Origin of the sequence: Streptomyces chartreusis NRRL 3882 (genome assembly GCF_900236475.1) — a bacterium.
GTDB classification, from domain to species: Bacteria; Actinomycetota; Actinomycetes; order Streptomycetales; family Streptomycetaceae; genus Streptomyces; species Streptomyces chartreusis_D.
In genome coordinates this window covers 6,733,011-6,751,104 of record NZ_LT963352.1, presented here as the reverse complement: position 1 = coordinate 6,751,104, position 18,094 = coordinate 6,733,011, and the positions used below count along the sequence as shown (strand labels likewise).

17 protein-coding genes and 3 pseudogenes are annotated in these 18,094 nt (G+C 72.6%); 9 read left to right on the top strand and 11 right to left on the bottom strand.

Annotation, left to right across the window (positions count from 1 at the left end):
- Positions 1–134 precede the first annotated feature (134 nt).
- The 4 genes from pepN to SCNRRL3882_RS30490 form a co-directional block, all read right to left on the bottom strand.
- The gene (gene pepN, locus SCNRRL3882_RS30505; RefSeq protein ID WP_010039502.1) at positions 135–2,630 is read right to left on the bottom strand and encodes an aminopeptidase N; all 2,496 of its coding nucleotides are present in this window, start codon (positions 2,628–2,630) and stop codon (positions 135–137) included.
- A 67-nt stretch (positions 2,631–2,697) separates the two neighbouring features.
- Positions 2,698–3,249, bottom strand: a complete 552-nt coding sequence (locus tag SCNRRL3882_RS30500) for a response regulator (protein ID WP_010039500.1) — start codon at positions 3,247–3,249, stop codon at positions 2,698–2,700.
- Positions 3,250–3,390: 141 nt separating this feature from the next.
- On the bottom strand, positions 3,391–3,741 hold the full coding sequence (locus tag SCNRRL3882_RS30495) for a chorismate mutase (protein ID WP_010039498.1): 351 nt from the start codon (positions 3,739–3,741) through the stop codon (positions 3,391–3,393).
- 62 nt (positions 3,742–3,803) lie between these two features.
- Positions 3,804–4,118, bottom strand: coding sequence for a hypothetical protein (locus SCNRRL3882_RS30490; protein WP_158688409.1), 315 nt, complete (start codon positions 4,116–4,118; stop codon positions 3,804–3,806).
- Between the two features lie 122 nt (positions 4,119–4,240).
- Between SCNRRL3882_RS30490 and SCNRRL3882_RS30485 the strand changes: the two genes are divergently transcribed.
- Positions 4,241–5,128: a hypothetical protein gene (locus SCNRRL3882_RS30485; protein WP_010039494.1), complete on the top strand. Its 888-nt coding sequence runs from the start codon at positions 4,241–4,243 to the stop codon at positions 5,126–5,128.
- 116 nt (positions 5,129–5,244) lie between these two features.
- Here SCNRRL3882_RS30485 and SCNRRL3882_RS30480 read toward each other — a convergent pair whose 3' ends face one another.
- Both SCNRRL3882_RS30480 and SCNRRL3882_RS30475 read right to left on the bottom strand, forming a co-directional pair.
- Positions 5,245–6,168, bottom strand: coding sequence for an SDR family oxidoreductase (locus tag SCNRRL3882_RS30480; RefSeq protein ID WP_010039492.1), 924 nt, complete (start codon positions 6,166–6,168; stop codon positions 5,245–5,247).
- Between the two features lies 1 nt (position 6,169).
- The gene (locus SCNRRL3882_RS30475; protein WP_010039491.1) at positions 6,170–6,910 is read right to left on the bottom strand and encodes an SDR family oxidoreductase; all 741 of its coding nucleotides are present in this window, start codon (positions 6,908–6,910) and stop codon (positions 6,170–6,172) included.
- 54 nt (positions 6,911–6,964) lie between these two features.
- On the opposite strand from SCNRRL3882_RS30475, the gene SCNRRL3882_RS30470 reads away from it, so the two are divergent.
- From SCNRRL3882_RS30470 to SCNRRL3882_RS30455, 4 genes are read left to right on the top strand one after another with little or no spacing between them, the layout of a single operon-like run.
- Positions 6,965–7,708 carry an enoyl-CoA hydratase family protein gene (locus SCNRRL3882_RS30470; protein ID WP_010039490.1) on the top strand — a complete coding sequence of 248 codons (744 nt, stop codon included), beginning with the start codon at positions 6,965–6,967 and terminating at the stop codon, positions 7,706–7,708.
- The gene (locus SCNRRL3882_RS30465) at positions 7,709–8,545 is read left to right on the top strand and encodes a CoA transferase subunit A (protein ID WP_010039489.1); all 837 of its coding nucleotides are present in this window, start codon (positions 7,709–7,711) and stop codon (positions 8,543–8,545) included. It begins immediately after the preceding gene.
- A complete protein-coding gene (locus SCNRRL3882_RS30460) occupies positions 8,542–9,261 on the top strand; it encodes a CoA-transferase subunit beta (protein WP_010039488.1) in 720 nt (239 codons plus the stop codon). Before SCNRRL3882_RS30465 ends, SCNRRL3882_RS30460 begins: the two co-directional genes overlap by 4 nt.
- Complete coding sequence (locus SCNRRL3882_RS30455) at positions 9,261–10,310, top strand: NAD(P)H-dependent flavin oxidoreductase (RefSeq protein ID WP_010039487.1); 1,050 nt, start codon at positions 9,261–9,263, stop codon at positions 10,308–10,310. The genes SCNRRL3882_RS30460 and SCNRRL3882_RS30455 overlap by 1 nt, the downstream gene beginning before the upstream one ends.
- Here the strand turns inward: SCNRRL3882_RS30455 and SCNRRL3882_RS30450 are convergent.
- Genes SCNRRL3882_RS30450 through SCNRRL3882_RS30440 form a run of 3 tightly spaced genes read right to left on the bottom strand, consistent with a single transcriptional unit; the run spans position 10,294 to position 12,902 of the window.
- Positions 10,294–11,451 (bottom strand): acetyl-CoA C-acetyltransferase, encoded by a 1,158-nt coding sequence (locus SCNRRL3882_RS30450; protein ID WP_010039486.1) that lies wholly within the window; start codon positions 11,449–11,451, stop codon positions 10,294–10,296. The genes SCNRRL3882_RS30455 and SCNRRL3882_RS30450 overlap by 17 nt on opposite strands.
- A gap of 23 nt (positions 11,452–11,474) precedes the next feature.
- Entirely contained in the window at positions 11,475–12,077 is a 603-nt protein-coding gene (locus SCNRRL3882_RS30445; RefSeq protein ID WP_010039484.1) for a TetR family transcriptional regulator, read from the bottom strand.
- A 39-nt stretch (positions 12,078–12,116) separates the two neighbouring features.
- On the bottom strand, positions 12,117–12,902 hold the full coding sequence (locus SCNRRL3882_RS30440; protein ID WP_010039482.1) for an SDR family oxidoreductase: 786 nt from the start codon (positions 12,900–12,902) through the stop codon (positions 12,117–12,119).
- A gap of 47 nt (positions 12,903–12,949) precedes the next feature.
- Between SCNRRL3882_RS30440 and SCNRRL3882_RS30435 the strand changes: the two genes are divergently transcribed.
- Positions 12,950–14,089: an acyl-CoA dehydrogenase family protein gene (locus SCNRRL3882_RS30435; protein ID WP_010039481.1), complete on the top strand. Its 1,140-nt coding sequence runs from the start codon at positions 12,950–12,952 to the stop codon at positions 14,087–14,089.
- On the top strand, positions 14,089–15,060 hold the full coding sequence (locus SCNRRL3882_RS30430; protein ID WP_010039480.1) for an acyl-CoA dehydrogenase family protein: 972 nt from the start codon (positions 14,089–14,091) through the stop codon (positions 15,058–15,060). Before SCNRRL3882_RS30435 ends, SCNRRL3882_RS30430 begins: the two co-directional genes overlap by 1 nt.
- On the opposite strand, the gene SCNRRL3882_RS30425 is transcribed toward SCNRRL3882_RS30430, so the two are convergent.
- A complete protein-coding gene (locus SCNRRL3882_RS30425; RefSeq protein ID WP_231911186.1) occupies positions 15,032–16,690 on the bottom strand; it encodes a cytochrome b in 1,659 nt (552 codons plus the stop codon). The genes SCNRRL3882_RS30430 and SCNRRL3882_RS30425 overlap by 29 nt on opposite strands.
- 101 nt (positions 16,691–16,791) lie before the next feature.
- Positions 16,792–17,109: pseudogene (locus SCNRRL3882_RS30420) on the bottom strand (ATP-binding cassette domain-containing protein); the annotation flags it as partial.
- On the opposite strand from SCNRRL3882_RS30420, the pseudogene SCNRRL3882_RS42670 reads away from it, so the two are divergent.
- A pseudogene (locus SCNRRL3882_RS42670) lies at positions 17,077–17,847 on the top strand (ABC transporter permease); the annotation flags it as partial. The pseudogenes SCNRRL3882_RS30420 and SCNRRL3882_RS42670 sit on opposite strands and share 33 nt — an antisense overlap.
- Position 17,848: 1 nt before the next feature.
- Positions 17,849–18,080, top strand: a pseudogene (locus tag SCNRRL3882_RS30410) (ABC transporter ATP-binding protein); the annotation flags it as partial.
- Positions 18,081–18,094: the final 14 nt, after the last annotated feature.

The following is an 18,094-nucleotide window of genomic DNA, read 5'->3' as shown; positions in this document are numbered from 1 at the left end:
GGTGCTTCCGTACGGGGAAACTCGTACGGAACCGCCCGGCCCGGGCCTCGGATCCCAGGTCCTCAGGTCCGCAGGTCCTCAAGTCCTCCGCCCGGGCCGCCGACGGGCGACCGTCCGCGCCCCGGGGACCGGCCCTAGACCTCCTGGTCTCGGCGGACCCGCAGCGCCCTTGCCAGGTCGTCGAGTTGGTCGACGAGTTTGCGGCGCAGCGCCGGGATCGGTGCGGCGTCCCGCAGGCACTCCTGGCCGAGGCGGAGGTTCTCGGGGTCGACGGCGTCGGCGGGGAAGGCCCAGCGGCCGGCGGCTTCGGCGATGGCCGGCCCGCGTCGGTCGGCGAGGTCGACCGCGTCCGTGTAGTAGCGCGGCACGTACGCGCCTACCAGGTCGGCCTGTTCGGGCTGCCAGAAGCCCTGGGCGGTGGCGGTGAACAGGTAGTTGGACAGGTCGTCGGAGCCGAACATCGACTCCCAGGCGCGGGCCTTGGCCTCCGGGTCGGGCAGGGCGGCCCGGCAGCGGGCGGCGCCCTCCAGGCCGGTGGCGCTCGGGTCGCGTTCCAGTTCGGCGGCGATGGCGGCCTCGTCGGTGGCGCCGAGGACGGCGAGCCGGCCCAGGACGCGCCAGCGCAGCTCGGGGTCGAGCTCCGGGCCGCCGGGCACGGTGCCGTCGGCGAGCCAGGCGGCGATGGTGTCCGGGTGGGCGGCGACGTCGATGCGGTGCCGTACGGCGATCAGGCGCAGGCCGGGGTTGTCGCCGTCCTCGGTGCGGCGGATGAGGTCGCGGCACAGCTCGGAGAGCGTGGCGAGCGCGGCGGGCCGCTCCTCGGGCGTGACGTAGCGGTCGGTGATGTACGTGGACGCGAAGGCGAGCACGCCCTGGGCGATCGCGAGGTCGGTCTCCAGCGGGAGATGGGCCCGGGCGGTCTCCAGGTAGGCGGCGGGCGCCAGTTCGCCGTCGCGGACGGCGTCGCGCAGGGCGTTCCACACGACCGCGCGGGTGAGCGGTTCGGGCAGGCCGGACAGGTCCTTGCGGATGGTCTCGAAGGACTCGGGGTCGAAGCGGACCTTGGCGTAGCTGAGGTCGCCGTCGTTGAGGAGGAGCAGCGCGGGGCGCTTGCCGATGGGACGGGCGCCGGTCTGCGGCAGGTCCAGGTGGAGGCGTTCGCGCAGGACGAGCTGCCCGCCGTCGTCGCCGAGGTCCCGGTCGTACAGGCCGGCGGCGATGCGGTGCGGGCGGCTGCCCGTGCGGTCGACGGTGAGGGCGCAGGTGCCGTTCTCCCCGGGGGCGATGCTCGGGGTGAGGGTGTCGACGCCGGTGGTGCGCAGCCAGGCGTCGGCCCAGGCGTGGACGTCGCGTTCGGTGGCGCCGGCGAGGGAGTCGATGAAGTCGGCGAGGGTGGCGTTGCCGAACTTGTGGCGGGCGAAGTGGGTGTTGATGCCGGCCAGGAAGTCCTTCTCGCCGAGCCAGGCGACCAGCTGCCGCAGCGCCGAGGCGCCCTTGGCGTAGGAGATGCCGTCGAAGTTGAGCAGCGCGGCGGCGGTGTCGTCGACGGCCTCGGGGGCGACGGGGTGGGTGGAGGGGCGCTGGTCCGCGTCGTAGCCCCAGGCCTTGCGGTTGACGCCGAAGTCGGTCCAGGTGTCGGTGAAGCGGGTTGCCTCGGTGAGGGTCTGGTAGCCCATGTACTCGGCGAAGGACTCGTTCAGCCAGATGTCGTCCCACCACTTGAGGGTGACGAGGTCGCCGAACCACATGTGGGCCATCTCGTGGGCGACGACCATGGCGCGGGTCTGCCGCTCGGTGTCGGTGACGGCGGAGCGGTAGACGAACTCGTCGCGGAAGGTGACCAGACCGGGGTTCTCCATGGCGCCCGCGTTGAACTCGGGGACGAAGGCCTGGTCGTAGGAGTCGAAGGGGTAGGGCTCGTCGAACTTCTCGTGGTACCGGTCGAAGCACGCGCGCGTGACGTCGAGGAGCTCGTCGGCGTCCGTGTCCAGGTAGGGGGCGAGGGAGCGGCGGCAGTGCAGGCCGAAGGGCAGGCCGCGGTGCTCGGCGCGCACGGAGTGCCAGGGGCCGGCGGCGACGGCGACGAGGTAGGTGGAGATCAGCGGGGTGGCGGCGGCCTTCCAGAGGCCGTCGCCGGTGTGCTCGGTGACGCCGTTGGCGAGGACGGTCCAGCCTTCCGGGGCCTGCACCGACAGCTCGAAGACGGCCTTGAGGTCGGGCTGGTCGAAGGCGGCGAAGACGCGCTGGACGTCCTCCATGAACAGCTGGGTGTAGACGTAGGTCTCGCCGTCGGTGGGGTCGGTGAAGCGGTGCATGCCCTCGCCGGTGCGGGAGTAGCGCATGTGCGCGTGCACGCGCAGTTCGTGTTCGCCGGCGGTGAGGTTCTTCAGGGGCAGCCGGTTGCCGTCGAGGGCTTCCGGGTCCAGAGGTTGTCCGTCGAGGGTGACGGAGCGCAGCTCGGCGGGCTTGACCTCGACGAAGGTGTCCCCGTGCGCGCGGGCGCTGAACCTGATCAGGGTGCGGGAGTCGAAGGTCTCGTCCCCGGTGGTCAGGTCGAGTTCGATCGTGTAGCGGTGGACGTCGAGGAGCCCTGCTCGGGTCTGCGCTTCGTCGCGCGTCAGTACGGACATGCAGGACATGCTGCCTGATGGCACTGGCATGGCACAGAGGCGGATCGGTACGCGCCCAATGTCCGGTCTATGCGCGGTCTTTTTCGAGCTCCCCGGCGTGCGCCCCCGTGGGCCGCTGGGGCGGCACATGCACGTCGGGGTGGGGCAGGGCGGGCCGCTGTGGGTGTGCGGCGGTCTCGGTGTGCTCCCGGACCTGAGCGCGCAGCCGGCGCACCTCCTGCTCCAGGGCGAGGTGGTGCTGGTGGGCGTCGAAGAGGTAGCGGACCTTGGTGCGCAGGGCCCAGGGGTCCACGGGTTTCATGACGAGGTCGGCGACGCCGAGGCCGAAGGCGGCGGTGGTCAGTTCCTGGTCGGGGCCGAAGCCGGTGAGCAGGATCACCGGGATGTGCTGGGTCTGTTCCACGCGCCGCATGTAGCGCACGACCTCCAGTCCGCTCACGCCGGGCATGCGCACGTCGAGCAGGAGCAGGCCTACCTGGCCGCGCAGCACCTGCTTGAGCGCCTCGTCTCCGCTGGTGGCCCGGCCGAGCAGATAGCCCAGCGGGGCCAGGGCGCTCTCCAGCGCGTACAGCGTGTCCTCGTGATCGTCGACGATGAGGATCCTGGTATCCGACGGCATGGCCCGACGCCCCTCCCTCGTGGAGGACCAGAGTAGTCCGGGACACTGACGCGCAGTACTCGTCAGCTGACATGCTGTGCACAGCGCAGCATGCCCCGCGCGGGACGCCGTGTCACTCCCCCGGAGGGTGGTCGCGTGAGGTCAGTCGCGGCCGGGCGCTGTGCCGTTGAGCGTCTCGTCCGCGATGCGTTCGTGGTGGCGAATGACTTCGGCGACGATGAAGTTCAGGAACTTCTCCGCGAAGGCCGGGTCCAGTTTGGCGTTCTCGGCGAGCGCGCGCAGCCGGGCGATCTGGCGGGCCTCACGGGCCGGGTCGGCGGGCGGCAACTGGTGCCGGGCCTTGAGGTGGCCGACCTGCTGGGTGCACTTGAACCGCTCGGCGAGCATGTGGACGACGGCCGCGTCGATGTTGTCGATGCTGTCGCGCAGGCGGGCGAGTTCCGTGACGACGGCAGGGTCGACGTCACCGGTGCCGGTGTTGCTGGTGGTCATGGCAGGTCAGCCTAAGGGGCGCAGGCCCGGCGGCCGCGGGCCGTCTCACGACTCGGCGGTGCTCAGCCGCTTGTCGAAGCCTCGCTCAGCCGCTTGTGGAAGTAGATCTCCTCGTGTCCGCCGGGCACGCCCTCGATGCGGGCCCGTTCCCGGAAGCCGAGCCGCGGGTAGCAGCGGGCGCCTGGAAGCTGTCCGTGGAGACGATCATGTCCGTGCAGCCGCGCCGGACGGCCTCGGCCTCCGCGGCGCGCATCAGCCGGCCGCCCCAGCCGGCGGGCTGCTGGTCCGCGCGCACCCAGAGCATGTCCACGGCAGAGTTCGTCGTCCTGCCCGCCCACCTGGAGCGAGGCGGCGACGGAACGCTGTTCGCTGGTCACGGCCCGGATTCTGTCGGCGGGCGGGAGCGGCGACGACCGGTTTTCGCGGCGGCGGAGCGCCCCTGTGGGCGTCACACTTTCGTACAGTGGAACCGGGTTCAGGGGCGTCTTGGGGGTGAGGCGTGGCGAACGACGGGCCGGTCGAGCACGGCTACCCGCATCTGGAGACGGTGCGGGCGGCCATCACGGCGCTGTACAAGCGACTGTCGTACGACACGATCCAGACGTTCGCGACCAGTGTGCTCCCCGCCGACGTGGCGTTCTGCGACACCGACGACCTGTATCTGGGGGCGCAGCGGGTGGCGCACGAGCTGGTGCGGCACTACCGGCTGCCGGACGCCCGGCTGATCGTGAGCTTCCGGGAGATGCGGCACGCGGCGAACGTCGAGCTCGCGGCCGGGCCGGAGTACTTCGTGGAGCTGAACGACCGGTTCCGTACGCATCGGCGGGACATCGGGGCGGCCCTGGCGCACGAGGTGATGCATGTGTATCTGCACCGCCTCGACCTGTCGTTTCCCGGCGTCCGGGACAACGAGATCCTGACGGACACGGCGACGACGTATCTGGGCGCGGGCTGGCTGCTGCTGGACGCGTACCGGGAGGACCGGGCGTCGTCCCAGAAGCTGGGTTATCTGACGCCGGAGGAATTCGGGTACGTGCTGGCCAAGCGCGCGCTGGTCTTCGGCGAGGACCCGTCGGTGTGGTTCACCAGCCCGCAGGCGTACACGGCGTACGTGAAGGGGATGGAGCTGGCCCGGCGCGATGAGCAGCAGCCGCCGCTGACCGCGGCGGGCTGGGCGGGGCGGCGGCGGTACGCGCGCGACCGGCGGCACGCGCCGGCCGGGCCGCCGCAGCCGGGTGTGCGGTACTCGTTCACTCCCGACGGGGGTGGGCGGCTGCGGGTGTCGTTTCCGTGTCCGACCTGCCATCAGCGGATCAGGGTGCCGGTGCGGGGGCGGGTCCGGGCGCGGTGTGCGTTGTGCCGGAGCGTGTTGGAGTGCGACACGTAGGCATTCCCCAGTGCGCGCGCCTCCGGGTGCGCCTTTCAAGCCGTACGCCACCGTTCAAGTCCCGTACGCCACCGTTCAAGTCCCGTACATCGCCTTGCAAGTCCCGTACACCGCCTTCAAGCTCCGTACACCGGCCCCGGCTCGTCCGCCTCCGCCAGCAGTTTCCGCGCCGCCTCCCCCGCCTCTGCCGGAACCCACCGTTCCCCCTTGTCCGCGCTCGGACCCGGGCGCCAGCCCTCCATCACCGTGATCCGGCCGCCCTCCGCCTCGAAGACCCGGCCCGTGACCCCCGCGCTCGCGGCCGAGCCGAGCCAGACGACCAGGGGGGAGACGTTCTCCGGGGCCATCGCGTCGAAGCCCGAGTCGGGCGCCGCCATGGTTTCGGCGAAGGTCCGCTCCGTCATACGGGTCCGGGCGGCGGGGGCGATCGCGTTGACCTGGACGCCGTAGCGGCGCAGTTCGGCCGCCGCGACCAGCGTCAGGGCGACGATCCCGGCCTTGGCGGCGCTGTAGTTGCCTTGTCCGACCGAGCCGAGCAGCCCGGCTCCGCTGCTGGTGTTGACGATCCGGGCCTCCGGCGGGCGGCCCGCCTTGGCCTCGGACCGCCAGTGCGCGGCGGCGTGCCGCAGGGGCAGGAAGTGGCCCTTGAGGTGGACGCGTACGACGGCGTCGAAGTCGTCCTCGTCGAGGTTGACCAGCATCCGGTCGCGCAGGAAGCCCGCGTTGTTGACGAGCGTGTCGAGCCGGCCGTACGTCTCCAGGGCCGTCCGGACGAGAGAGGCCGCGCCCTCGGTCGTGGCGATGTCGCCGCCGTGCGGCACCGCCTCGCCGCCCGCCGCGCGGATCTCCTCGGCGACACGGGTGGCCGGGCTGCCGGGCCCGGGCATCCCGTCGGCTCCGGGTGTGCCGTCGAGGCCGACGCCGAGGTCGTTGACGACGAGCCGCGCGCCCTCGGCGGCGAAGGCGAGGGCGTGGGCGCGGCCGAGCCCCCGGCCCGCGCCGGTGACGACGACGACCCGCCCGTCACAGATTCCGCTCATCTCAGGTCTCCTTGTGCGCGGTCGAGACGCCCAGGAACGCGGGGCGCTCCCCGCCCCCGTGGACGAGCAGACTCGCCCCGCTGATGTAGGCGGCGGCGTCCGAGGCGAGGAAGACTGCGGCCCGGCCGACGTCGGACGGCTCGGCGAGACGGCCGAGCGGGACGGTGCGGGCGACGGCGGCTACGCCGTCCCGGTCGCCGTAGTGGAGGTGGGACAGTTCGGTGCGGACCATGCCGACGACGAGGGTGTTGACCCGGATGTCGGGCGCCCACTCCACGGCCATCGAGCGGGCGAGGCTCTCCAGGCCCGCCTTGGCGGCGCCGTAGGCGGCGGTGCCCGGGGACGGGCGGCCTCCGCTGACGCTGCCGATCATGACGATCGAGCCCCTGGCCCGCCGTAGGTGCTCGTACGCGGCGAGGGACACGGTCAGCGGTGCCACGAGGTTGAGCTCCACCACGCGCGCGTGCCGGTCGGCGTCGGCGTGGGTGAGCGGGCGGTGGGGGCTGCCGCCCGCGTTGTTGACGAGGACGTCCAGCCGGGGCAGCTCGCCGCACAGCCGCCGGACGGCGTCGGCGTCCCGGACGTCCAGCGGCACGAACTCGGTTCCGGGCACCGGGACTTCCGGTGGGCGGCGGGCACAGACCACGACCTCGGCTCCCGCCCGTGCGAAGGCACGCGCGATGCCGGCCCCGACGCCCCGGGTCCCGCCCGTGACGACGGCGACCCTCCCGTCCAGCTCCATTCGCTGCTACCTTCCACCTAACAAACGTTTGGTGGAAAGGTAGCTGATGCGGCCATGGGTGTCTCCACCTCGTGCGTGGAAAAGGGCATAGCCGTCGTCACGGTCGACTTCCCGCCGGTGAACGCCCTGCCGGTGGCCGGCTGGTTCGCCCTGGCCGACGCGGTGCGCGCGGCCGGGCGCGACCCGGAGGTGCGGTGCGTGGTGCTGAGGGCCGAGGGGCGCGGGTTCAACGCGGGCGTGGACATCAAGGAGATACAGAACGACCCGAACGGCGCGCTGATCGGCGCCAACCACGCCTGCGCGGAGGCCTTCGCCGCCGTGTACGACTGCGCGGTGCCGGTCGTGGCGGCGGTGCACGGCTTCTGCCTGGGCGGCGGTATCGGGCTGGTGGGCAACGCGGACGTGATCGTGGCGAGCGAGGACGCCGTCTTCGGGCTGCCCGAGCTGGACCGGGGTGCGCTGGGCGCGGCCACCCACCTGGCCCGGCTGGTGCCGCAGCACCTGATGCGCGCCCTGTACTACACCTCGCGCACGGCGACCGCGGCCGAGTTGCACGCGCACGGCTCGGTGTGGCGGGTCGTGCCGCGCGGGGAACTGCGCGCTGCAGCCCTGAGGCTGGCCCGCGAGATCGCCGCCAAGGACGGGCGGCTGCTGCGCCTGGCCAAGGCCGCCATCAACGGCATCGACCCGGTCGACGTGCGCCGCAGCTACCGCTTCGAGCAGGGCTTCACCTTCGAGGCGGGCCTCAGCGGGGTGGCGGACCGGGTGCGCGCCGGCTTCGGGAAGGAGGGCACGTAGGTGAGTGACAAGACGATGACGGTCGACGAGGCCGTGTCCCGCCTGTCCAGCGGCATGACCCTCGGCATCGGCGGCTGGGGCTCGCGCCGCAAGCCGATGGCCCTGGTGAGAGCACTGCTCCGATCCCGGATCACCGATCTCACGATCGTCTCGTACGGCGGCCCGGACATCGGCATGCTGGCCGCCGCCGGGCGGATCCGGAAGCTGGTCACGGCCTTCGTCACCCTGGACTCGATCCCCCTGGAGCCGCACTACCGCGCGGCCCGCGAGCGTGGGGCCTTCGACCTGACGGAGATCGACGAGGCGATGTTCATGTGGGGCCTGCACGCGGCGGCGAACCGGCTGCCGTTCCTGCCCGTGCGGGCCGGCATCGGCTCGGACGTGATGCGGGTCAACCCCGGCCTGCGGACGGTCACTTCGCCGTACGAGGACGGGGAGACGTTCGTGGCGATGCCCGCCCTGCGGCTCGACGCGGCCCTGGTGCACGTCAACCGCGCCGACCGGCTGGGAAACGGGCAGTACCTGGGCCCGGACCCGTACTTCGACGACCTGTTCTGCGAGGCGGCGGACACGGCGTACGTCAGCTGCGAACGGATCGTCGACACGGCCGAGTTGACGAAGGCGGCACCGCCGCAGACCCTGCTGCTCAAGCGGCACACGGTGACAGGCGTCGTGGAGGCCCCGAACGGGGCGCACTTCACGTCCTGCGCACCCGACTACGGCCGGGACGAGGCCTTCCAGAAGACGTACGCGACGACACCCTGGTCTCAGTTCGCGGCCCGCTTCCTCGCCGGGGACGAGCAGGCGTACCAGTCGGCCGTCGGGGAGGGGACATGACGCGCGTCAGCCGCGCGGAGTACTGCGTGATCGCGTGCGCCGAGGCCTGGCGGGGCGACGGTGAGGTGCTCGCGAGCCCCATGGGGCTGATCCCCTCCGTCGGCGCCCGCCTCGCCCGGCTCACCTTCGCGCCGGACCTGCTGCTGACCGACGGCGAGGCGCTGCTGGTCCGCCCGGACGGGACGACGGAGGGCTGGCTGCCGTACCGGCAGCATCTGGCCCTGGTCACCGGAGGCCGGCGGCACGTGATGATGGGCGCGAGCCAGATCGACCGGTTCGGCAACCAGAACATCTCCTGCATCGGCGACTGGGAGCGGCCGCGGCGGCAGCTGCTCGGGGTGCGCGGGGCACCGGTCAACACCCTCAACCATCCGACCAGTTACTGGATCCCCAGGCACTCCCGGCGGGTTTTCGTCGAGCGGGTCGACCTGGTCTGCGGAGTCGGGTACGACCACGCCGCCGGGGCGCGTCACCACCGCATCCCGCGGGTCGTCTCCGACCTGGGTGTCTTCGACTTCGCCACCCCGGACCGTTCGATGCGGCTGGCCTCGCTGCACCCGGGGGTCACGGTGGAGCAGGTCAGGGAGGCGACGGGCTTCGAGCTGAGCGTCCCGGACGAGGTGCCGCCGACCCGCGAGCCGACCGCCGAGGAGCTCCGGCTGATCCGCGAGGTCGTCGACCCGGCCGCCGCTCGTACCAGGGAGGTCGCCGCGTGATGGAGACGGCGCTGACCCGGCTGACCGGGGTCCGTCATCCCCTCGTGCAGACCGGGATGGGCTGGGTGGCGGGGCCGCGTCTGGTCTCCGCCACGGCGAACGCGGGCGCTCTGGGCATCCTGGCCTCCGCGACGATGACGCTCGACCGGTTGCGCGCGGCCGTCCGGGAGGTCCGGGCCCGTACCGACGCGCCGTTCGGGGTGAACCTGCGCGCCGACGCGGCGGACGCCGGCGACCGGGTGCGGATCCTGATCGAGGAGGGCGTCCGGGTCGCCTCCTTCGCCCTGGCCCCCTCCCGGGAGCTGATCGGCGAGCTCAAGGAGGCCGGGGTGGTCGTCATGCCGACGGTGGGGGCGCGGCGGCACGCCGAGAAGGTCGCCGGGTGGGGCGCGGACGCGGTCCTCGTGCAGGGCACGGAGGGCGGCGGGCACACCGGCGAGGTGGCCACGACGGTGCTGCTGCCGCAGGTGGTCAACGCCGTGGACATACCGGTCGTGGCGGCGGGCGGGTTCTTCGACGGGCGGGGACTGGTCGCGGCTCTGGCCTACGGCGCGGCGGGTATCGCCATGGGCACGAGGTTCCTGCTCACCTCGGACTCGACGGTGCCGGAGGCGGTGAAGGCGCGGTACCTGGCGGCGACGGTGCGGGACGTGACGGTCACCCGGGCGGTGGACGGGCTGCCGCATCGCATGCTGCGCACGGAGCTGGTGGACGCGCTGGAGGACGCGGGCCGGGTGACAGCCCTGTTCCATGCGACGCGCAGGGCGTCCCGCTTCCGGCGGCTGTCCGGCCTCACCTGGCGTCGCATGGTCCGCGACGGCCTCGCCCTCCGGCACGGCAAGGACCTGACCTGGAGCCAGGTCCTGCTCGCCGCCAACACACCGATGCTGCTCAAGGCGTCCATGGTGGACGGCCGTACGGATCTGGGCGTGATGGCGTCCGGGCAGGTCGCCGGAGTGATCGACGACCTGCCCTCGTGCGCGGAGCTGGTGGAGCGGATCATGGAGGAGGCCGAGGACACCCGCCGGCGTCTCACAGCCTCTCGATGATCGTCACATTGGCCTGGCCACCGCCCTCGCACATGGTCTGCAGGCCGAACCGGCCGCCGGTGCGCTCCAGTTCGTGCAGCAGGGTCGTCATCAGCTTCACGCCGGTCGCGCCCAGCGGGTGACCCAGGGCGATGGCACCGCCGTTGACGTTGACCTTCTCCGGGTCCGCGCCGGTCTCCTTCAGCCAGGCCAGGACGACCGGGGCGAAGGCCTCGTTGATCTCGACCAGGTCGATGTCGCCGATGGTCATGCCGGTCTTCCTCAGGGCGTGGGCGGTGGCCGGGATCGGGGCGGTGAGCATGCGGATCGGGTCCTCGCCGCGCACCGAGAGATGGTGCACACGCGCGCGGGGGGTGAGCCCGTGCTCGCGCACGGCCCGCTCCGAGGCCAGCAGCATCGCCGCCGCCCCGTCGGAGACCTGTGAGGAACAGGCGGCGGTGATCGTGCCGCCGTCGAGGACCGGCTTGAGCCCCGCCATCTTCTCCAGGGACGTGTCCCGGCGCGGGCCCTCGTCGGCCGCGACCTCCCCGTACGGCACGGTCTCGCGGTCGAAGCGGCCCTCGTCGATCGCCCGCACCGCCCGCTGATGGGACCGCAGGGCGAACTCCTCCTGGTCCCGCCGGCCGATCCCCCACTTCGCGGCGATCATCTCGGCGCCCGCGAACTGGTTGACGGGCTTGTCCCCGTACCGGGCCCGCCAGCCCGCACTGCCCGCGAACGGGCCCTGGGTGAGCCCCAGCGGCTCGGCGGCCTGCCGGGTGGCGAAGGCGATGGGGATCATCGACATGTTCTGCACCCCGCCGGCCACGACCAGGTCCTGCGTGCCGGACAGCACGGCCTGCGCCGCGAAGTGCACGGCCTGCTGCGAGGAACCGCACTGCCGGTCGACGGTCACGCCCGGCACCTCCTCGGGCAGCCCGGCCGCCAGCCAGCAGGTCCGCGCGATGTCCCCGGCCTGCGGCCCCACCGCGTCCAGACAGCCGAGGACGACGTCCTCCACGGCCGCCGGGTCGACGCCCGAGCGGCTCATCAGCTCTTTCAGCACATGCGCGCCGAGATCGGCCGGATGGACGGCGCTCAGCCCTCCCCCGCGCCGCCCGACGGGCGTGCGGACCGCTTCGACGATGTAGGCCTCGGCCATGGCAACTCCCTCGGGGATAAGGGCTATTCGCGTACGGCGATCCCGTCCAGCACCATCGACAGGTACTGCCGGGCGATCTCGTCCGGGCTGTGCCGCCCGCCCGGCCGGTACCAGGACGCGGCCACCCACACCGTGTCGCGCACGAACCGGTAGGTGAGCCGGACGTCGAGGTCGGCCCGGAAGGCCCGTTCGGCGACGCCGCGCTCCAGCGTGGACAGCCACGCCTTCTCGAATCTGCGCTGCGACTCGGCGAGGAACGCGAACCGCTCCTGCGCCACGAGCTGCTTGCTCTCCTTCTGGTAGATCGCGACGGCCGCGCGATGCCGGTCGATCTCCCGGAACGACTCGGTGACCAGGGCCTGCAGCGTCTCACGGGGCCCGAGTCCGGCACCCAGCACGGCGTCGTAGCCGTCCCAGAGCTCCTCGAGGAAGGTGCGCAGGATCTCCTCCAGCATCGACTCCTTGGAGTCGAAGTGGTAGTAGAGGCTGCCCGCGAGCATCCCCGCGTGGTCCGCGATCTTGCGGACGGTGGTGGCGTTGTAGCCCTGCTCGGCGAAGACCTCGGCGGCGGTGCCGAGGAGTTCGCTGCGGCGGTCGCGGGCGGCGGCGGGCTCTGCGGCGGTCACCTGGGGTTTCTTCTTCGTAGGAGGCACAGGTCCATTGTCCTAGGGGTGCCGGCTGCTGACGGACACCACTTCCCCCGTCATGTACGAGGAGTAGCCGGAGGCCAGGAACACGATCACGTTGGCCACCTCCCAGGGCTCGGCGTACCGCCCGTAGGCCTCGCGTGAGATCAGCTCGGCGAGCAGCTCGGGCGTGGTCACCTTCACCAGGTGCGGATGCATGGCGAGGCTGGGCGCGACGGCGTTGACCCGCACGCCGTACTCGGCCGCCTCGACCGCCGCGCACCGGGTCAGCGCCATCACTCCCGCTTTCGCGGCGGCGTAGTGGGCCTGCCCGGCCTGGGCGCGCCAGCCGACGACGGAGGCGTTGTTGACGATCACGCCGCCGCTTTCCCGCATGTGACGGAGTGCGGCCCGCAGGCACCGGAACGTGCCGTTCAGCGTGACGTCCAGGACGCGGGACCACTGTTCGTCGGTCATGTCGACGAGGTCCGCGGTGCCGCCGAGACCGGCGTTGTTGACCACGACGTCGAGGCGTCCGTGTTCCCGGACCGCCGTGTCGAAGAGGGCGCGGACCTGCCTCTCGTCGGTGACGTCGCAGGGTGCAGCGGCGACCGACGCCGCGCCGAACTCGCCGGCCAGCTCCGCCTGGTGCTCCTTGAGCCGCCGCGCGTGCGCGTCGCTGATCAGGACGCGCGCGCCCTCCTCCAGGAAGCGGCGCGCGGTGGCCCCGCCGATTCCCGCGCCGGCCGCGGCGGTGATCACGGCGGTCCGCCCCTTCAGCACGCCGTGGCCGGGCACGTACGACGGACTCTCGACGTCTGTCATGGCCTCACGCTAACCTACCAAACACTTGTTAGGGAAGGAGGGCGGTCGTGGATCTCGCGTTCTCGCCGGCGGACGAGGAGTTCCGCACCGAGGTGCGGGAGTGGCTGCACGCGCGCGTGCCGCGCGAGCCGCTGCCCTCGCTGGAGACGGCGGAGGGCTTCGCCGCCCACCGCGCCTGGGAGGCGGAGCTGGCCGCGGACCGCTGGTCGGTGGTCGACTGGCCGTCGCAGTACGGCGGGCGGGACGCGGGGCTCCTGCGCTGGCTGGTCTTCGAGGAGGAGTACTACGCGGCGGGCGCCCCGGGGCGCGTCGGGCAGAACGGCATCCACCTGCTCGCCCCGACCCTCTTCGCCCACGGCACCGAGGAGCAGCGGGCCCGGGTGCTGCCCCCGATGGCCTCCGCAGAGGTGGTCTGGGCGCAGGCCTGGTCGGAGCCCGAGGCCGGTTCGGACCTGGCGTCCCTGCGGGCGAGGGCCGTGCGCACGGACGGCGGCTGGCGCTTGAGCGGCCAGAAGACCTGGTCCTCGCGGGCCGCGTTCGCCGACCGCGCGTTCGGCCTGTTCCGCAGCCACCCGGACACCGCGAAGCCGCACCAGGGCCTGACGTACCTCATGTTCGACCTTCGCGGCCCGGGGGTCACGGTCCGCCCGATCGCCCGCCTCGACGGCAAGCCGGCGTTCGCGGAGCTGTTCCTGGACGAGGTCTTCGTGCCCGACGAGGACGTGATCGGCGCACCCGGCCAGGGCTGGCGGATCGCGATGGCGACGGCGGGCGCCGAACGCGGGCTGATGCTCCGCTCCCCCGGCCGTTTCCTCGCCGCCGCGCGGCGGCTGGGCGAGTTGTGGCGGGAGCGGGGCGGTCCGGTGTCGGAGCGGGAGCGGGTGGCCGACGCCCTGATCGGCGCCCGCGCCTACCAGCTCTTCACGTACGCGGCCGCCTCCCGCTTCCTGGACGGCGGGGCCGTCGGCCCGGAGTCGAGCCTGAACAAGGTCTTCTGGTCCGAACTGGACCTCGCCCTGCACGAGACGGCCCTCGATCTCCTGGGCCCTCAGGGCGAGCCGGCGGACACGGACTGGGCGGAGCGGTACGTCTTCGCACTCGCCGGTCCGATCTACGCGGGCACGAACGAGATCCAGCGCGACATCATCGCCGAGCGCCTGCTCGGACTGCCGAAGGGACGCCGCTGATGCGTTTCCTCCTCGACGCCGAGCAGCGCGCCTTCGCCGCCTCGCTGGACGCCTTGCTGACGGCGGCGGACACACCGGCGGTGGTGCGGGACTGGAGCCGGGGCGACCATGCGAGCGGGCGGGCGCTGTGGTCCCGTGTCGCCGAGGCGGGCGTGTTCGCGCTGGCGGTTCCGGAGACCTGCGAAGGCGGCCTGGGGCCGCGACCGGTCGACCTGACCGTCGCCTTCGTGGAGTTGGGCCGTCACGCGGTACCGGGGCCGCTCGTCGAGACGGTCATGGCGGCGGTGCTCCTCAGCGGTGCGGACCCGGGCACGGCAAAGCGACTGCTGCCGCCGCTGGCGTCGGGCGGGACGATCGCGACAGTAGGGACCGAGCAGTCGTACGCCCTCGACGGCGACGCCGCCGGCCTGCGCCTGTCCTGTTCCCCCGACGGCATCCGCCTCTCCCCCGGCCACGGCCCCGTCCGCCCCGCGCTCGACCCGGCCCGCCGCCTCACACCCCTCACCCCGGGCGGCGAACTCCTCCTGGCCGGTCCGCTCACGGAACAGGCCCTCGCCTGGGCCCGCCTCGCCACCGCCGCGCAGGCCCTGGGCGTGGGCCTGGCGCTCCTCGACCGGACCGTCGCCCACGTGAAGCGGCGCTGTCAGTTCGGGGTGCCCGTCGGGTCGTTCCAGGCGGTCAAGCACCGGCTGGCCGACGCGAAGATCGCCCTGGAGTTCGCACGTCCGCTGGTCTTCGGTGCCGCCCTGAGCATGCGGCCGGCGGAGGTCGCCGCCGCCAAGGTCGCCGCGTGCGAGGCGGCGTACAGCACCGCCCGCACCGCGCTGCAACTGCACGGCGCGATCGGCTACACCGCGGAGTACGGCCTGTCGCTGTGGCTGACCAAGGCCCGGGCCCTGCGCACGGCCTGGGGCGACCCCCACGAGTGCCGGGCCCTGGTCGTCAGTGCGGCTGGTGATCGCCGCTGGTGATCTCCCGGTACTCCTCCACCGTCGGCTTCTCGATCCGCGCGTCCGGCCCGAACATCGCCTTCGCGAGCCGGGCACGCAGCCGCTCGGACCGCTTGACCTTGCGGCGGACGCCCCCCGCGTCGACCCGGGGCCCCATCTCGTACGGCGGGCGCTGCTCGTGCTGGGTGAGGGTGAAGAGCTCCCCCTGCGAGAGGGGCTCGTGCGTTTCGATGTACTCGCCGTTCGGCAGCCGTTTGATGGTGCCGGTCTCCCTGCCGTGCAGCACCTTGGCGCGGTCGCGGCGCTGGAGGCCCATGCAGATCTTCTTCGTGACGATGAAGGCGACGACCGGCAGCACGAAGACGCCGATCCGCACGAACCAGGTGATCACGTTGATGGACAGATGCAGATGCGTGGCCACGATGTCGTTGCCGCCGCCGATCAGCAGCACGGCGTACAGGGTCAGCCAGGCCACGCCCAGGCCGGTGCGCACGGGCACGTTGCGCGGCCGGTCCAGGATGTGGTGCTCGCGCCTGTCGCCGGTGATCCACGCCTCGATGAAGGGATAGAGGCCGAGGGCGAGCAGGATCAGCGGGAAGAGCGAGAAGGGGATGAACACGCCGAGCACCAGCGTGTAGCCCCACAGGTTGATCTCCCACCCCGGCATCACCCGGATCAGCCCCTCCGAGAACCCGAGGTACCAGTCGGGCTGGGCGCCCGTGGTGACGAGGTCGGGACGGTAGGGGCCGAAGGCCCACACGGGGTTGATCTGGGCGATCGCGCCCATGACCGTCAGGACACCGAAGACCAGGAAGAAGAAGCCGCCCGCCTTGGCCATGTAGACCGGCAGGAAGGGCATCCCCACGACCGACCGCTCCTTGCGCCCGGGGCCCGGGAACTGCGTGTGCTTGTGGTAGAAGACCAAAATCAGATGGGCGGTCACCAGAGCCAGCATGATCCCGGGCAGCAGCAGGATGTGGACGGGGTACAGCCGCGAGATGATGTCCTCGCCCGGGAACTCCCCGCCGAAGAGGAAGAACGACAGGTACGTCCCGACGATCGGGACCGACAGGATCGCGCCCTGCGCGAAGCGGATGCCGGTGCCGGACAGCAGGTCGTCGGGGAGGGAGTAGCCGGTCAGGCCGGTGATGATGCCGAGCATCAGCAGCGTCCAGCCGAAGACCCAGTTGAGCTCGCGGGGCTTGCGGAAGGCGCCGGTGAAGAACACCCGCATCATGTGCACCAGCATGCCCGTGATGAACACCAGCGCCGCCCAGTGGTGGATCTGCCGGATCAGCAGCCCGCCGCGCACGTCGAAGCTGATGTCGAGCGTGGACTCGAACGCCCTGGACATGAGCACGCCGTTGAGCTGCGTGTAGGAGCCGTTGTAGGCGACCTCCTGCATGCTCGGCTCGAAGAACAGGGTGAGGTAGACGCCGGTGAGGATCAGGACGACGAAGCTGTAGAGGGTGACCTCGCCCAGCATGAAGGACCAGTGGTCCGGGAAGACCTTGCGCATGTTGGCCCTGGCCAGCCCGTAGAGCCCGAGCCGCCCGTCCGCCCAGTCGGCGAGCCTCTCGCCCTTGCCGGCCGGAGGGCTCCGGCGAGCGGAAGCCGTCCCGTACACCCGTCGTGCGCCGTCGTCGCCCATACGTCGTCGCCTCCCCGTGGGATCCTTCCCAGCGTGGCACGGCAGCGCGGCCACGCAAACGGGGCGTATGGGCGGCTGGGCCAAGGGAGCTAGCGGGCGGCTCAGCGGCTGCCGGGATCGCGCACGATCCCCGCCTTGTCCTCGGCGACCACTCCGTCACTCAGTTCCAGCACCCTGTCGGCCAGGCCGAGGAGTTGGGGGTCGTGGGTGGCGATGAGGGCCGTGACGCCTTCGCTGCGGACCACGGCCCGCAGCAGCTCCATCACCGCCAGGCCGGTGGCGGCGTCGAGCTGGCCGGTCGGATCGTCGGCGAGCAGCAGGGCCGGGCGGTTGGCGAGGGCCCGGGCGATGGCGACCCGCTGCTGCTGCCCGCCGGAGAGCTCGGCGGGCCGCTGCGTCTCGTGGCCGGCGAGGCCCACAGCGGGATCGCCGCGATCGCCGTCGTCGTGCTGGTCATGAGCGTCGGTGTGGCCGCCGCCCGCCGGGACGCCGAACTCGCCCTGCTGCGGGCCCGGGGCGGCTCCCTGGGCGGCATCGCCGGGCGGCTGCTGGCCGAGACCGTGGTGCCGGCGGTGCCCGCGGCGGCCTGCGGTCTGCTGCTCGCCGTGCTCGTCGTGGACGGGGCCCGGCCGCTGCCCGCCATGTTCGGGGCGGGCGCCGTGGCGCTGCTGGCCTGTGCCGCGCTACCGGTGCGCGCGGTCGTGGCGCATCGTAGGCCGCGGGCGCACCAGGAGCGTGACGACCTCGCCCACGCCAGGCGCGGCGGGCGCCGCACGGTCGCCGAACTGACCTTGCTGGTGCTGGCCGTCGGCTCGGTGGTGACGCTGCGCCGCCGTGGTACGGACGGGGCGGGCGATCTGCTGGTGAGCGCCGCCCCGGTGCTCGTCGGGCTGGTCGCCGCGCTGGTCCTCGTACGGCTGTACCCGCTGCCCCTGCGGTGGGCCGCCGGCCGGCCGGGCGGCTGCGCGGCGTGGTCGGGTTCCTGGGCCCGCGCGGGCCGCTCACCGGCGGCGGTCGCCACGCTGCCGTTGCTCGCCCTGCTGACGGCCCTGACGACGGCCGCTTTCGGGGGGTCCGTGCTGACGGGCGTGGCGGACGCCCGGGACCGGGCCGCGCTGCTGGGGACGGGGGCGGAGGCGCGGATCGACGACCGAGGCGGTCCGCCGCACGGTCGCGATCCGCGACGGCCGCACCTCGACGGAGGTACTGCGCCGCACGGAGGTCGACGAGGCGGGCCAGGAGTCGGTGACGGCCCGCGAGTACGATGCTCGACCGCGCGGGCCGCCTCCAACTGCCGGCCGAGTACACGGCGGCCCTGGGCATGCGGGACCGGGTGCTGCTGGAGCTGGAGGAGGACCACATCCAGGTGCGGCCGGACGAGAACGGCTGAGGCCGGGCGACGGC